13 protein-coding genes are annotated in these 13,957 nt (G+C 45.8%); 2 read left to right on the top strand and 11 right to left on the bottom strand.

Going from position 1 to position 13,957, the window contains the following annotated elements; all coding sequences use genetic code 11:
- Positions 1-3 precede the first annotated feature (3 nt).
- The gene (gene zapD, locus QMF28_RS01020; protein ID WP_281742708.1) at positions 4-756 is read left to right on the top strand and encodes a cell division protein ZapD; all 753 of its coding nucleotides are present in this window, start codon (positions 4-6) and stop codon (positions 754-756) included.
- Here zapD and QMF28_RS01015 read toward each other — a convergent pair.
- From QMF28_RS01015 to secA, 8 genes are all read right to left on the bottom strand, one after another.
- Positions 753-1,169 carry an NUDIX domain-containing protein gene (locus QMF28_RS01015; RefSeq protein ID WP_281742706.1) on the bottom strand — a complete coding sequence of 139 codons (417 nt, stop codon included), beginning with the start codon at positions 1,167-1,169 and terminating at the stop codon, positions 753-755. The genes zapD and QMF28_RS01015 overlap by 4 nt on opposite strands.
- 13 nt (positions 1,170-1,182) lie before the next feature.
- The gene (locus QMF28_RS01010; RefSeq protein WP_068320324.1) at positions 1,183-2,040 is read right to left on the bottom strand and encodes an ATP-binding protein; all 858 of its coding nucleotides are present in this window, start codon (positions 2,038-2,040) and stop codon (positions 1,183-1,185) included.
- 15 nt (positions 2,041-2,055) lie between these two features.
- The gene (argJ, locus tag QMF28_RS01005) at positions 2,056-3,291 is read right to left on the bottom strand and encodes a bifunctional glutamate N-acetyltransferase/amino-acid acetyltransferase ArgJ (RefSeq protein WP_281742704.1); all 1,236 of its coding nucleotides are present in this window, start codon (positions 3,289-3,291) and stop codon (positions 2,056-2,058) included.
- Between the two features lie 351 nt (positions 3,292-3,642).
- Positions 3,643-3,897, bottom strand: coding sequence for a MoaD/ThiS family protein (locus tag QMF28_RS01000; protein WP_281742703.1), 255 nt, complete (start codon positions 3,895-3,897; stop codon positions 3,643-3,645).
- Between the two features lie 9 nt (positions 3,898-3,906).
- Positions 3,907-5,163 carry an NAD(P)/FAD-dependent oxidoreductase gene (locus tag QMF28_RS00995; protein WP_281742702.1) on the bottom strand — a complete coding sequence of 419 codons (1,257 nt, stop codon included), beginning with the start codon at positions 5,161-5,163 and terminating at the stop codon, positions 3,907-3,909.
- Between the two features lie 10 nt (positions 5,164-5,173).
- The gene (locus tag QMF28_RS00990) at positions 5,174-7,021 is read right to left on the bottom strand and encodes an aldehyde ferredoxin oxidoreductase family protein (RefSeq protein ID WP_281742701.1); all 1,848 of its coding nucleotides are present in this window, start codon (positions 7,019-7,021) and stop codon (positions 5,174-5,176) included.
- Between the two features lie 20 nt (positions 7,022-7,041).
- Positions 7,042-7,518, bottom strand: coding sequence for a 4Fe-4S dicluster domain-containing protein (locus QMF28_RS00985; RefSeq protein ID WP_068320311.1), 477 nt, complete (start codon positions 7,516-7,518; stop codon positions 7,042-7,044).
- Positions 7,519-7,682: 164 nt separating this feature from the next.
- Positions 7,683-10,448 (bottom strand): preprotein translocase subunit SecA, encoded by a 2,766-nt coding sequence (gene secA / locus QMF28_RS00980; RefSeq protein WP_281742700.1) that lies wholly within the window; start codon positions 10,446-10,448, stop codon positions 7,683-7,685.
- A gap of 24 nt (positions 10,449-10,472) precedes the next feature.
- On the opposite strand from secA, the gene QMF28_RS00975 reads away from it, so the two are divergent.
- Positions 10,473-11,000, top strand: coding sequence for a hypothetical protein (locus QMF28_RS00975; protein ID WP_281742699.1), 528 nt, complete (start codon positions 10,473-10,475; stop codon positions 10,998-11,000).
- Between the two features lie 23 nt (positions 11,001-11,023).
- Here the strand turns inward: QMF28_RS00975 and lpxC are convergent, their stop codons facing one another.
- The 3 genes from lpxC to ftsZ form a co-directional block, all read right to left on the bottom strand.
- On the bottom strand, positions 11,024-11,938 hold the full coding sequence (gene lpxC, locus QMF28_RS00970) for a UDP-3-O-acyl-N-acetylglucosamine deacetylase (RefSeq protein WP_281742698.1): 915 nt from the start codon (positions 11,936-11,938) through the stop codon (positions 11,024-11,026).
- Between the two features lie 44 nt (positions 11,939-11,982).
- Entirely contained in the window at positions 11,983-12,483 is a 501-nt protein-coding gene (locus tag QMF28_RS00965; protein WP_068320303.1) for a peroxiredoxin, read from the bottom strand.
- Between the two features lie 112 nt (positions 12,484-12,595).
- Positions 12,596-13,936 carry a cell division protein FtsZ gene (ftsZ, locus tag QMF28_RS00960; RefSeq protein WP_281742696.1) on the bottom strand — a complete coding sequence of 447 codons (1,341 nt, stop codon included), beginning with the start codon at positions 13,934-13,936 and terminating at the stop codon, positions 12,596-12,598.
- Between the last annotated feature and the right edge of the window lie 21 nt (positions 13,937-13,957).

Here is a 13,957-nt window from a genome sequence, read left to right as displayed (position 1 = left end):
CTTGTGATTGTCTACGAATACCCCTTCAATGAATTAGTTCGAAGCATGCTTCGACTGGAGTATTTGTTCGCCCGCTTTAATCACTTTATCCGCTCGGATGACCCTGAGTTACACCACAACGCTATTTCTATCTTGTTTGATCTTGGGGATATTGGCGCTCGTGGTGATATCAAGTCATTGCTGCTCAAAGAGTTTGAGCGCCAGAAATATGCGCTCAATGGATTGAAGTCATCACAAAAAGTAGATCAAGAAGCACTCACGCAAACTCTTTCTGAAATTGATGCTGTTGCTGCTAGCATCAATCAATCTGCCGGCAGACCTAACTCCGCAATTACCGAGAGTGAATGGTTAAATGCAATTCGTACTCGCCTAAATATTCCAGGCGGCACAAGTCCAATTGATTTACCTAGCTATCATGCTTGGAAAAATAGCCCCACCTCCGAGCGCCGAGAATTGCTTGAAAAATATATTAGCCCACTCCTGCCTTGGCAAGAAGCATGTCAATTATTTTTGCGACTACTTCGTCAGTCTGGCGAAGCTAAGGATGTGGTTGCACATAACGGATCATTTCAACAAGCTCCTTCTGGCAAGGTGTATCAATTAATGCGTATTGCCGTTGAAGATGACACTTTATTTTCTGAGATCAGCGCGAATAAATATTTGCTCTCAGTACGCTTCTTAAGGTCGGAACGCGATAAAAAAGCACAGCTCGTAAATGCAGATGTGCCATTCAAGCTAACCCTCTGTCAGCTTTAAGATAAAAGGGTTCTAAGCCTTTCTAGCATAGGCCAGGCCGCAGGCAATAAAGGCTCAACACTGGGTTTTTCTGCGGACAATAATTCCCAAGACAAGGATTGATTTTCACAGCCCTTGGGCGTGCCTTTCCAATCACGAATAATGCTGACATGCAGACGAACATAGGCATGTGGGTAGTCATGCTCTAGCACGGTAAGCTCTTCGCTTGATTCAATTTCAATACCAAGCTCTTCCCAAAGTTCACGCTTAAGCGCCTCGAAAACGGACTCTCCTTTTTCGATTTTTCCACCCGGGACTTCCCAATATCCAGCATATGGCTTACCTTCAGGTCGCTGCCCCAAAAGATAGCGGCCCTCAGCATCAAGCAATATACCTGCGGCGACTTCGGTAATTGAACGTTGGGTTTCAATCATGAAAATTATTCATCTAAGCTTTTGAGCCAGCCCAGTGTTTGGCAAATTGCCAAGCAACGCGCCCTGAACGTGATCCACGCTCTAATGCCCATACCAAGGCTTCAGAGCGAGCCGCTTCAATCTCTTTGGAACTCAAACCAAAGTGCTGCAACCAATGAGCCACGATCGCTAAATACTCATCTTGTTTAGGTGGATAGAAAGATAACCAAAGACCAAAGCGCTCAGACAAAGAAATCTTTTCTTCTACGACTTCACCAGGATGAATTTCACCATCATCGTTATGAACATAACTCTCGTTATCCTTCATATATTCCGGCAATAAATGACGGCGGTTAGAGGTGGCATAAATCAAAATATTGTCGACCTGGGCAGAAACAGAGCCATCTAAGGCTGATTTCATGGCCTTGTAGCCAGATTCTCCATCCTCAAAAGAAAGGTCATCGCAAAAAATAATAAAGCGCTCTGGACGCTCTGCTAAGAGCTCAGTAATGTCAGCCAAATCTGCTAAATGCTCTTTTTCAACCTCAACGAGGCGTAAACCCTGGCTAGCAAACTCATGCAAGCTTGCCTTAATGAGAGAAGACTTTCCAGTCCCTCTCGCACCAGTCAACAGAATATTATTGGCCGGCTTCCTCTGAATAAAGTTTTTTGTATTGTCACGAATGGCATCGCGTTGACGGTCAATGTTTTGCAAGTCTTCGAAGGTGATATCAGACACATGCTTTACAGGCTGCAAAAATCCAATGCTACCGAAAATACTGTCGCGACGACGCCATCTAAATGCTGTTGAGGATTTCCACTGTTCTTCAGTTAAAGGCTTAGGTAAAAAAGTATCAAGGTGGTCTAAAAGACGATCTAATTTTTCATTCATATTTCAAGTGGTATTTTATGAGCGGTAGTCTGCATTAATCGATACGTAGTCATGAGATAAATCACATGTCCACATAGTTTGTGTAGCCGTGCCACGACCCAAATCAATCTTCACAGTAATTTCTGGAGCCTGCATTACCCTTTGACCATCCGCCTCTTGATAATCGGGATTACGACCACCATCTTTCGCAACCCAAACATCGCCAAGCCACATTTGCACACGGTTCACATCTAAGTCAGAAATGCCCGCGTAGCCAATCGCAGCAAGGATGCGGCCTAAATTGGGATCGCTTGCAAAGAAAGCCGTTTTGACTAAAGGTGAATGGGCAACTGCTTTAGCAACCAAGCGGCACTCTTCAGGAGTTTTTCCGCCAACCACTTCAATAGTCATGAATTTAGTAGCGCCCTCGCCATCACGCACAATCATTTGCGCCAGTTTGCGAGCTAATGAAATTAATGCATCTTTCAAAATTGCGTAGCTAGGATCATTCGAAGATTGAATCTGAACTGCTGACTGACCAGTAGCCATAATGATGAATGAGTCATTGGTCGATGTATCGCCATCAATCGTGATGGCATTAAAAGAAAGGTCTGCAACTTCACGCGTCAGGTTGCCCAGTAGGCCTGGAGCAAAACCTGCATCAGTCGCAATAAATCCAAGCATGGTCGCCATATTCGGATGAATCATTCCCGCACCCTTACAGATGCCTGTAATGGTCACTACGCCAGCAGGCGTCTCCACAGTAACTGATGTGGCCTTAGGTTGGGTATCGGTGGTCATGATCGCTTCAGCCGCATCAAACCAGTTGTCCTCACCCAAATTGGCTACCGCTTTTGGCAAGGCGGTGATAATTTTTTCAATCGGTAGTGGCTCAAGAATGACGCCCGTTGAAAAAGGCAAAATTTGCTCAGGATTAATCTTCAGATCTTTTGCCAAAGCTGCACAGGTTTCTAAGGCATGCTTCATGCCTGACTCACCTGTTCCAGCGTTAGCATTGCCAGTATTCACCACTAGAGCTCTGATCTCACCATTACGGCCCTCTTGAGCTAAATGCTCGCGGCAAACTTGCACAGGGGCAGCGCAAAAACGATTCAAGGTAAAAACACCCGCAACCTGGGATCCAGGCGCCAAGGTCATCACCAGAAGATCTTTGCGATTTGCCTTCTTAATTCCGGCTTCAGCGATGCCCATCTGAAAACCCTTAACAGGCTTGAGTTCGGCTTTTTGGGGGAGTGGTAGATTAACTGTCATATAAAAACTTAATAAATGGATTTGAAGAGGGCCACAACTAACCCCCACCTCTTCGAGTATAAAGATCAAATCGCTTTAGGACAGCCTCACAATCGTTTCGTGACCAACTTTCGGAAAATTGGAGCCTCACCTGTAGAACCGGGATCTCTAAAAGTGCAATTTTTCGTACCGGCTGACTAGACCCAAAAATTCGCAATTGGGGTTGAGTAGCCTCCTTCAAGACCTGGCCATCTACAACAAGGCTTGTATTGGTATGAAGCTCGCCCAAGGCTTGGGGTAGCCAACGCATCAGGTCTGCACTGGTGCAACCCATATTTCTGTCAAATTGCGGCATTCGGAAATACGCGGGGATTACCCGCCAGCAACCGGAGGGCAAATAGCCAAAGCATCATTCGACTTTAGGGCGTATTGATCGCACTCTTCCGGCTTGATATAAACCCCATTCACCATCACCAAATGTGCTGATTTGCTCGGAATCTTATACAAACTAATGACGTCACCGATGGTGCTGCCATCAGCTAACTCAATATCTGCTTCGATGCTATTTTTTTTATTGGAAGGTAGATAGCTTGCCAAGCTGGCAAACAACTTCAAAGTAACTTGCATTCCTGAAGCTTAATTCATCCAGGCAGATTGTGCTTGGCCCGCAGCGAGATAGGCGCTCATTGCTTTAGTAGGATCTGCCATCAATACCTCCTTCCACTCACCCAGCGAGATCTTCCCTTGGATTAAACCTCGAAGTACGCCAATATGCTCAGTACTGCCAACGCAAATAGCGCCAACCAAAACGTCGCCAAGAAACTCTAAGCGCAAGTATTTATATTGCTGCAAATCAACTAACTCCACATGATCGCCACCTTGGGCGCCTGACCATAAACCAAATGAGGAGGAAATTAATCCTAGGGTATCAAGGACGTTAATTTGCAGCGCACCCAAGCTCTCAACTTCTCCAGCAGTCATAGCAATAGCAGCAATTCTGGCTTGCTCAGCAGCATTAGGCTGAATCGCATTCACGATGCGCTCGCCAGTGGAAAAATCAATACTCTCGGTTACATCCCCTGCTGCATAAATATCTGGATGAGAGGTTTGCATCTGCTCGTTAACCAAAATTCCCGTTTGAATTTCAAGGCCTGAAGATTTTAGATAGGCAATATTAGGACGTACACCAGTCGCTGAAATTACTAGGTCAACTTCTAGAGTCTTTCCGTTGGACAGCTTTACTGTCAAACCTGAATTGGCCTTTGTAATTGCCTCCACCTTAGTGCTGGTATGAACCTGAACACCCTTATCTTCAACCCATTTTTTAATCATGCCGCCAGCTACAGAGGTCATCATTCTCGGAACCATACGATCACCCATCTCAACAACCGTAAGCTCTACTTTTCTACTGGCTAACGCCTCAAGAATGATGCACCCGATAAAGCCAGCACCCATCTGCAAAACTCGAGAACCAGGTTTTGCCAAATTTGTGATCGCCCGAGCATCTTCCAGTGTCCAGCATGGATGAACAGCAGGCAAATCAATACCGGGAATCGGAGGCTGCACAGGAACAGAGCCGGTCGCAATCAGCAATTTATCAAATTGAATAGACTGGCCACCCTCTAACTCCAATTTCTTTGCTTTTATATCTACCGCGATCACTTTTCCGTGAACCTGCTCAATTCTCAGTTTTTGATAATGATCAGAATCCTTGCGTAAATAAGTCCCCGACTCATTAATGTTGCCCATGAGTAAATAAGGAATAGCCATTCGGGAGTAAGGTGGCGAATCCTCAGACCCGATCATCACAATCTGATCATGTGGGGCGCGCTTACGAATGATTTCCGCCGCAATGACGCCGGCCGGTCCATTGCCCAGGATGACATGCTTCATATATAAAAACTCAAAGGCCTAGGCGTTTCAAAGTTTCAGCGCTTGGACGCCCTTCAGCATCCCAACCGCGAACTTGGTAGTACTCAGGAAGCATCTTATCCAGGCCGCTAACCACACCCTTACCCGGTCCTGTTTTAGCAGCCTCCTCCATCAAACGTTTAGGCAACTTATCGTCCTTATTCGTAAAGCCGGCACGATTATTAAAGTCACGCTCCATATTCCAAATACGCTCGCCAATAGTCGTTAAATTTTCTACTGTAAATTCATCGCCACAGGCTGCCTGCAATTGCGGGGCCACATCAGCCAGGGTCCATGCGAAGCTGGTGAAAATACAAATTCCAGCAGAATCAAACGCAGCGGTAGCATCCTGAAATGCCTTAACTAACTCTGGCTTACCTTGAGTTTCACTAGGCTCTGTCTTAACTGGAATCCCCAGGACTTCAGAAGCAATGGTGTAACCACGAAGGTGACACGCACCACGGTTTGAAGTGGCATAAGCCAAACCAATACCCTGAATCACGCGACCATCGTAAGCCGGGAACTCTTGACCCTTCACGCTCATAGAGAGATCTGGGTATCCATATTTTTTAGTTAAACGAGCAGATCCAAGGCCAATCTCTTTCCCAAAACCAGTACCTTCAGTGGTAATTTCTGCCAAATAACAAAGCGCTTTAGCTGACCCAAATGGAGCCTCAATGCCAATTTGCTCTTTGGTTAAAACACCCATCTCATATAACTCCATCACAGCACCAATAGTGGCGCCAAATGAAATCGGATCTAAGCCCTGCTCATTACAAAGCTGATTAGCGTATTGCAATGCCTCAAGATCATTTACGCCATTCGCTGCACCAAGTGCCCAAGCAGCCTCGTACTCAAGACCACCTGAGGCATGCATATGCTGTGGCTTATTTTCGATAGAGAAATGAGTATCATCAATTTTTGAGATGCGTCCACAAGCAATCGTACAAGCAAAACAAGCTTGATTGGTTACTAAATGCGCTTTGCCATCACTCTCACGAGGTGCTGCCATCGCTTCAGCAGAAATATCTTTCGCACCCTCAAACTGAACATCTTGATGATTGCGCGTAGGCAGTGCACCTACCTCATTGATCACGTTCATCAATACTTGTGTGCCATAAGTAGGAAGACCTTGACCAGTAACAGCATGACCAGCTAACACGGCCTTACCTGCTGCAACTGCATCCATAAATGCCTTTGGATTTTTAAGATTTCCAACCCCCTTGGTGCCACGAACTGCAATAGCTTTTAAGTTCTTGCTACCCATTACAGCTCCAACACCCGAACGTCCAGCCGCGCGATGCAAGTCATTCACAATGGCCGCATACAACACTTGATTTTCACCAGCGCGCCCAATACAAGAAACTCGTATCTGTGGGTCCTGATGTTTCATTTTGATGGCAGGCTCTGTTTCCCAAACTGATCTACCCCATAGATCTGAAGCATCCAGCAATTCAGCCTTATCGTTTTCTATATAAAGGTATACCGGCTTAGGAGACTTGCCTTCAAAAATCACCATATCCCAGCCAGCCATCTTCAACTCTGCACCCCAATAACCACCAGAGTTAGAGCATGCGATAGCCCCAGTTAATGGGCCCTTGGTTACAACTGTGTAACGACCGCCAGTAGATGCCGTAGTTCCAGTTAAAGGGCCAGTGGACCAAATAATTTTATTTTCTGCAGAAAGGGGATCTACTTTTGGATCAACCTCTTCAATAAAATACTTAGACGCTAAACCACGTGAACCCAAATACGCTTTGGCCCACTCCATATTCAAAGGTTCAGATTGGCAAGTGCCCTTGCTTAAATTAACGCGCAGTAGTTTTCCAGCCCATGACATGATTTTTTTCCTATACTTTTTTAGTTAGCGCTATCTTGGTTGCCAAGCTTGTCAGCCCACTCACGCATTCTGTCCAGACCAGTCCAATCTGCATCTACGTAGGTAATCGCTTGCGTTGGGCATGCCGTAGCGCAAGCAGGATCGCCCCCACATAAATCGCACTTTTGCACCTTACCAGTCTCTTGAACATAGTTGATGGTTCCAAAAGGACAGGAAATAGTGCAGACCTTGCATCCAACACAGGTATCTTCTGAAACCACCTTAGCGCCAGTAACCAAATCTACTCGAATCGCATCTACAGGGCATGCTTGGAGACACCAGGCTTCATCACATTGAGTACAGGTATAAGGAACCTTCTTGCCCGTTTTATGAAATTCAAAAACCTTGATTCGGGATTTAGAGGTGTTGAAAACTCCATAGTTTTCATAACTACAGGCCATCTCGCATTGAAGACACCCAGTACATTTGTCTGCATTAATAAGCAGGGACTTTTGCATGTCGATTCCTTTTTGCAATAAATGCAATTTTTTGCATATTAGAGCCAATAATCATCGAAATTTGTGGCGCTAGATAGCTAGGGAAAGCCCTGAAAGATTGCAGAGATGTAGGAAAAAGAAAGGGGGCTTAGCCCCCTTTTGATTAATGCTTAGCTGAATTGAATTTAAGCTAACGCACCGCAGCAATTTTTATACTTCTTACCACTGCCGCATGTGCAAGGATCATTACGTCCCACCTTTGGACCTGTGCGAACAGGGGCGGGCTGAATATTCACTGCAGCACCACCATCGCCGGTTGATCCTGCAACTTCTTTTTCTGGATCAGCGTGCTGATACTGAACATCGGATATCTTAGCCAAATCATCATTCATCGATTCAGAGGCTTGATCTAACTCGCTTGCGCTACGAATCTGAACTGTCATAATGCTTTTGACAACATCGTTCTTGATGACGTTAAGCAACTCGCCATATAACTCGAAAGCTTCGCGACGATATTCTTGCTTAGGATCTTTTTGGGCATAGCCACGCAAATGAATGCCTTGGCGCAAATGGTCTAAAGCAGCCAAGTGCTCACGCCAATGACTATCTAGGCTATACAACAGAACCGAACGTTCAAAACTAGCAAAAGATTCTCGACCGGAGAGATCTACTTTTGCATCGTAAGCTTCTTTAGCAGCCTGCAATACACGCTCAACAATTTCAGAATCATCTACGCTATCGGCCGCTTCAACCCAACCCTTCAGGTCAACTGTAAGGCCCCACTCGCTAGCCAGCACATTCTCTAGGCCAGTGAGATCCCACTGCTCTTCCATAGACTCCAGCGGTACATAAACTGAACAAACTGAACGCAATACATCTTCACGTAAATTGGCAATTAAGTCGCCAATATCGCTACTTTCAAGCACTTCGTTTCTGAGGCGATATGTTTCTTTACGTTGATCATTAGCAACGTTGTCATATTCGAGCAACTGTTTACGAATATCAAAGTTACGGCCTTCAACTTTGCGCTGCGCAGACTCAATAGAACGAGTCACCATGCCAGCTTCAATCGGCTCGCCGTCTGGCATCTTCAATCGATCCATCACAGCGCGTAAACGATCGCCTGCAAAGATACGAAGCAGCGCATCATCTAATGAAAGATAGAAACGGGAGGAACCTGGATCACCCTGACGGCCTGAGCGCCCTCTCAACTGGTTATCAATACGACGACTCTCATGACGCTCGGTACCGATGATGTGCAATCCACCTGACGCAAGGACTGCATCATGAATACTTTGCCACTCATCTTGCAATTGCTTAATTTTGGATGCTTTTTCAGCATCGGAAAGAGAGTTATCTGCCTCAATCAAAGAAGATTGCTTGCCAACGTTGCCGCCCAACACAATGTCGGTACCACGACCAGCCATATTAGTAGCGATCGTGATCATTTTTGGACGCCCTGCTTGAGCAATAATTTCTGCTTCGCGAGCATGCTGCTTTGCGTTCAATACTTGGTGCGGCAATTTACGTTGATCTAGCAATTGTGCGATCAACTCAGAGTTCTCAATTGAGGTTGTGCCAACCAGTACTGGCTGACCACGCTCATAACAATCTTGAATATCTTTAATGACCGCATCATAGCGCTCACGAGAAGACTTATAGATTTGGTCTTGCTTATCTTTTCTTTGGCTAATCCGGTTTGGAGGAATCACAACTGTTTCTAAGTTGTAAATTTCCTTAAATTCGTAAGCCTCTGTATCAGCAGTACCAGTCATACCAGCTAACTTGCCGTACATGCGGAAATAGTTTTGGAAAGTGATCGTAGCTAAAGTTTGATTCTCATTTTGAATCTGTACGCCTTCTTTAGCTTCCACGGCTTGATGTAAACCATCAGACCAACGACGTCCCTGCATCAAACGACCAGTGAATTCATCAACAATGATTACTTCGCCATTTTGAACAACATAATGTTGATCACGGTGATACAAAGAATGCGCACGCAGAGCTGCATATACGTGGTGCATCAAAGTAATATTTTGTGGCGCATAAAGAGAATCGCCATCATTGAGCGCGCCCAACTGAACCAATACTTGCTCAGCTTTATCGTGCCCTTGCTCTGTCAAATAAACCTGCTGGGATTTCTCATCCACCCAGTAATCGCCCGGCTTTTCAACGCCAGTACCATCGGCCTTCTCTTCGCCAATTTGACGCTCTAAGTGAGATGGCAGAGCATTAATCTTGATATAAAGATCGGTATGATCTTCCGCCTGACCGGAGATGATTAACGGTGTGCGTGCCTCATCAATCAGAATGGAGTCAACTTCGTCAACGATTGCATAAGCTAAACCACGCTGTACACGCTGACCCAAGTCCTGAACCATGTTGTCGCGTAGGTAATCAAAACCAAATTCGTTATTTGTACCGTAGGTAATATCTGCGGCATAAGCTTCTTGCTTAGTTGTGTGATCCATCTGGGATAAATTCACACCCACCTTCATGCCCAAGAAGTTGTATAGCTTGGCCATCCATTCGGCATCACGCTGCGCCAAATAATCATTGACTGTTACAACGTGCACACCTTTACCAGTCAGTGCATTCAAATAGACTGGCAGAGTAGCAGTTAAGGTTTTTCCTTCACCAGTACCCATCTCAGCAATCTTGCCTTGATGCAAGGCTAAACCACCTAAAATCTGGGCATCGAAGTGACGCATCTTCATGACGCGGGCACTAGCCTCACGAACAACAGCAAATGCTTCTGCGGCAATGTCATCCAATGACTCACCAGAAGCTAGGCGAGACTTGAATTCTGCAGTTTTTGCGGCAAGTGCAGCATCATCCAAAGATTGCAGGCTCGCCTCAAAAGCGGCGACCTTGGCAACGACTTTGCGATACTGTTTTAAGAGGCGGTCGTTACGACTGCCGACCAGGGTTTTAAGAAGACCGATTACCATGGGATATTGAAGAAAAATAAGTCCTTGAGTTTATCACCCGCAACCCCATTTTTTATGAACTTCACCCCTAAATCATCCCGCAAGCACACAGCCCATGACTGGATGGATTACCTACGAGAATCCGATGGGCTTGGGGGGATTTTGGCCAGAACAGAGGATCTGGCAAAACTGAAGGGGCGGATCCACTCAGCACTTACTACCCTGGATTTAGGTCACCTCAGCTCAAAAATTGAAGCTGGATGGCGCTCTGGCTCGAAAGATGAGCTCTTTTTACTGGTGAGCAGCGCCAGCATTGCTAGTCGCTTACAGCAAATTTTACCCAGCCTAATCAAAGAGTTAGCTAATTCTGGCTTAGTATGTAGTGCAATAATGATTCGGGTTAAACCAGCCCCGCCAGCCTGGGAGGTAAAAGCCAGACCAGCCGAACGGGAAAAACCAAAAGGCTTAAATGAGGCAGCTAAAAAGTCTTGGGAGTCTCTTTTGGAGAAATTAGGGCCAGATTCAGGCCTGCGCTCCTCTATCGAGAAACTACTCAAAAACAAGCCGAAATAAGCTAAAAAGCGGTTTTGAGCTTCTTAGAAAAAGAGGGGCTGACTTTCTTGGGAATAGGCTTCAGGAGCCTTATTTTCAGCAAAGGAGCTAATTTCGTAAGAACTTGGATCTTCCAAAAGCTTACGCAAAAGTGCGTTATTGAGGGCGTGTCCTGACTTTTCAGCAACATAAGCGCCCACAATTGGGTGCCCAATGAGGTAGAGATCACCAATCGCATCTAAGATTTTGTGACGCACAAACTCATCTTCGTAACGAAGTTCTTCGTTATTCAAAATACGGTGCTCATCCAAAACAATCGCGTTGTCTAAACTACCGCCACGCGCTAAACCCATTTCACGCAATGCTTCCACTTCGTGAGCAAAACCAAAAGTACGTGCACGACCAATTTCACTGCGATAAGCGTGTTCTGCAAAATCCACTACAAAACGTTGTCCAGTTTTATCTACGGCTGGATGTTTAAAGTCAATCGTAAAGTCCAACTTAAATCCAAAGAATGGCTCTAATCGCGCAAGCTTGTCGCCTTCACGAACCTCAACTGGTTTTTTAATCACGACAAATTGACGTGGAGCCTCTTGCTCGGCAATACCCGCTGATTCAATTAAAAACAAAAATGAAGCAGCGCTGCCATCCATGATGGGGACTTCTTCGCCATCAAGTTCAATTAATAAATTATCCAAACCTAGCCCGGCACAAGCAGATAGCAAATGCTCTACAGTTGAAACACGTACGCCATCTTTCTGAATGACAGAGGCTAGTCTTGTATCGCAAACAGCCAAGGCAGTTGCGGGAACAACTGACTGCTCAGGCGTATCCACCCTAACAAACTGAACCCCTGAATTCACTGGCGCAGGCTTGATAGAAATCGTCACCTTGCGGCCAGAGTGCAAGCCAATCCCCACGGTTTTTACCGGAGTGGCGATAGTGCGTTGCTTCATCATATGTGGCTATCTAAATTCAGGGGATATTCGTTAGTAAATTCTGATTACAGTTTTTTCAAAATAGAAGCTGCATCACTTACTTCAAACTTGCCAGGAGCTTCGCGATCAAGTGACTTCACAACGCCGTCTTCAATAATCATGGCATAACGGTCAGATCGCACACCAAATCCACGAGCAGTTAAATCCAACTCTAATCCAAGTTTTTTGGTGAACTCAGCACTGCCATCGCCAAGCATACGAATCTTCTTGCCTACTTTTTGATCGCGTCCCCATGCACCCATCACAAATGGATCATTTACAGAAACACACCAAATCTCATCAACACCTTTAGCCTTGATCGCATCAAAGTGCTCAACATATCCAGGCACATGCTTAGCAGAGCAAGTTGGCGTAAAAGCACCTGGCAATGCGAAGAGTACTATCTTTTTACCGGCAGCTAATTTCTCAACTTCAAAGGCATTTGGCCCCAAGGAGCAGCCTTCGGTCTCTTCATTCATAAATTCATAAAGAGTAGCGTTCGGTAATTTTTGTCCAACAGCAATCATGACATCTCCAATAAATAATTGTTAGTAAGCATGCCAACGCAAGCGCGGGATTCGTCGTCCGGAGGGGCGCCGCGCTGGCATTTTGCAATTACCTATTGTATAAAGCAGTCAATTAATCTGCTTGCTTACGCAAAAAGGCTGGGATTTCATAGTAATCAGCCCCTTTGTCCAACATGGATTTAGCTTGCGGAGAGCTATCTGCACCTAATGTAGGCGCAGGAGTCGCTTCACGAGAGCTACGAAAAACGCGTGGTAAATCATATTGACTGTAATCAACCCCAGTACTTGCTGGCTGAGCTGCGATTGCTGGAGCACTACCAACACCAGTCATTGCCAAGCCTGCGCTAGTTCCCAAAGCAGAATCCATGCTTACTTTGCTCATTGCAGCAGATGGGCTTGCAGGGGCAAAACTATTAAGATCAGCCATTGTTGGCATTGCATCGTGAGTACCAGTAGCTTGTCTCCAAACTACCTCAGGCTGGTTATTTTTACGAGCTTGAGGATTATTCAAACCAGTAGCAACCACAGTCACACGTAAGGCATCGCCTAAGCTCTCGTCATATACGGTACCGAAGATCACTGTTGCATCATCTGCAGCGTAGCCGCGAATCGCAGCCATTACTTCACGAGTCTCAGACAACTTCAATGAACGGCTAGCAGTAATGTTAACCAATACACCGCGTGCGCCTGAAAGATCAACACCCTCTAACAATGGTGATGCCACCGCAGCTTCAGCAGCCAAGCGAGCACGATCCATACCAGAAACAGTTGCTGTTCCCATCATGGCTTTGCCTTGCTCGCCCATGACTGTCTTAACGTCTTCAAAGTCAACGTTAATCAAACCTTGAACATTAATGATTTCTGCAATACCTGAAACCGCGTTATGCAATACGTCATCAGCACAAGCAAATGCTTTGTCGAACTCAGCATCTTCACCCATTACTTCAAAGAGTTTTTCATTGAGTACAACAATAAGCGAATCTACATATGACTCGAGCTCTGCAGCACCGTTCTCAGCAACCTTCAAACGCTTCACGCCCTCAAAATCAAATGGCTTACTGATCACACCAACAGTGAGAATGCCCATTTCTTTTGCCACTTGAGCAACGATCGGAGCTGCACCAGTTCCAGTGCCGCCACCCATACCAGCAGTGATGAACACCATATGTGCACCTTGCAAGGTATCAGCAATACGTGCACGCGCCTCTTCAGCAGATGCAGCACCGATCTCTGGTTTAGCCCCGGCACCCAATCCGCTAGAGCCCAGTTGCAAATTCACAGATGCCTCAGAACGCTGTAAAGCGCCAGCATCGGTGTTCATGCAAATGAACTCTACGCCGTTAACACCACGACGGATCATGTGCTGGACAGCATTGCCACCAGCGCCACCGACTCCAACCACTTTAATAATGGTCTTGCCAGCTGTTTCTTGATCTAACATTTCAAATTCCATATACCCTCCTAGGTAAAAAAC

The organism is Polynucleobacter yangtzensis (assembly GCF_027924165.1).
GTDB classification, from domain to species: Bacteria; Pseudomonadota; Gammaproteobacteria; order Burkholderiales; family Burkholderiaceae; genus Polynucleobacter; species Polynucleobacter yangtzensis.
This window is presented reverse-complemented; position numbering and strand designations above follow the sequence as displayed.

Coding starts and splice junctions, on each gene's coding strand:
- QMF28_RS00965 (WP_068320303.1), bottom strand. CDS start 12,483: ATGATTGCTGTTGGACAAAAATTACCGAACGCTACTCTTTATGAATTT.
- QMF28_RS01010 (WP_068320324.1), bottom strand. CDS start 2,040: ATGAATGAAAAATTAGATCGTCTTTTAGACCACCTTGATACTTTTTTA.
- QMF28_RS00995 (WP_281742702.1), bottom strand. CDS start 5,163: ATGAAGCATGTCATCCTGGGCAATGGACCGGCCGGCGTCATTGCGGCG.
- QMF28_RS01000 (WP_281742703.1), bottom strand. CDS start 3,897: ATGCAAGTTACTTTGAAGTTGTTTGCCAGCTTGGCAAGCTATCTACCT.
- QMF28_RS01015 (WP_281742706.1), bottom strand. CDS start 1,169: ATGATTGAAACCCAACGTTCAATTACCGAAGTCGCCGCAGGTATATTG.
- lpxC (WP_281742698.1), bottom strand. CDS start 11,938: ATGATGAAGCAACGCACTATCGCCACTCCGGTAAAAACCGTGGGGATT.
- secA (WP_281742700.1), bottom strand. CDS start 10,448: ATGGTAATCGGTCTTCTTAAAACCCTGGTCGGCAGTCGTAACGACCGC.
- QMF28_RS00985 (WP_068320311.1), bottom strand. CDS start 7,518: ATGCAAAAGTCCCTGCTTATTAATGCAGACAAATGTACTGGGTGTCTT.
- ftsZ (WP_281742696.1), bottom strand. CDS start 13,936: ATGGAATTTGAAATGTTAGATCAAGAAACAGCTGGCAAGACCATTATT.
- QMF28_RS00990 (WP_281742701.1), bottom strand. CDS start 7,021: ATGTCATGGGCTGGAAAACTACTGCGCGTTAATTTAAGCAAGGGCACT.
- argJ (WP_281742704.1), bottom strand. CDS start 3,291: ATGACAGTTAATCTACCACTCCCCCAAAAAGCCGAACTCAAGCCTGTT.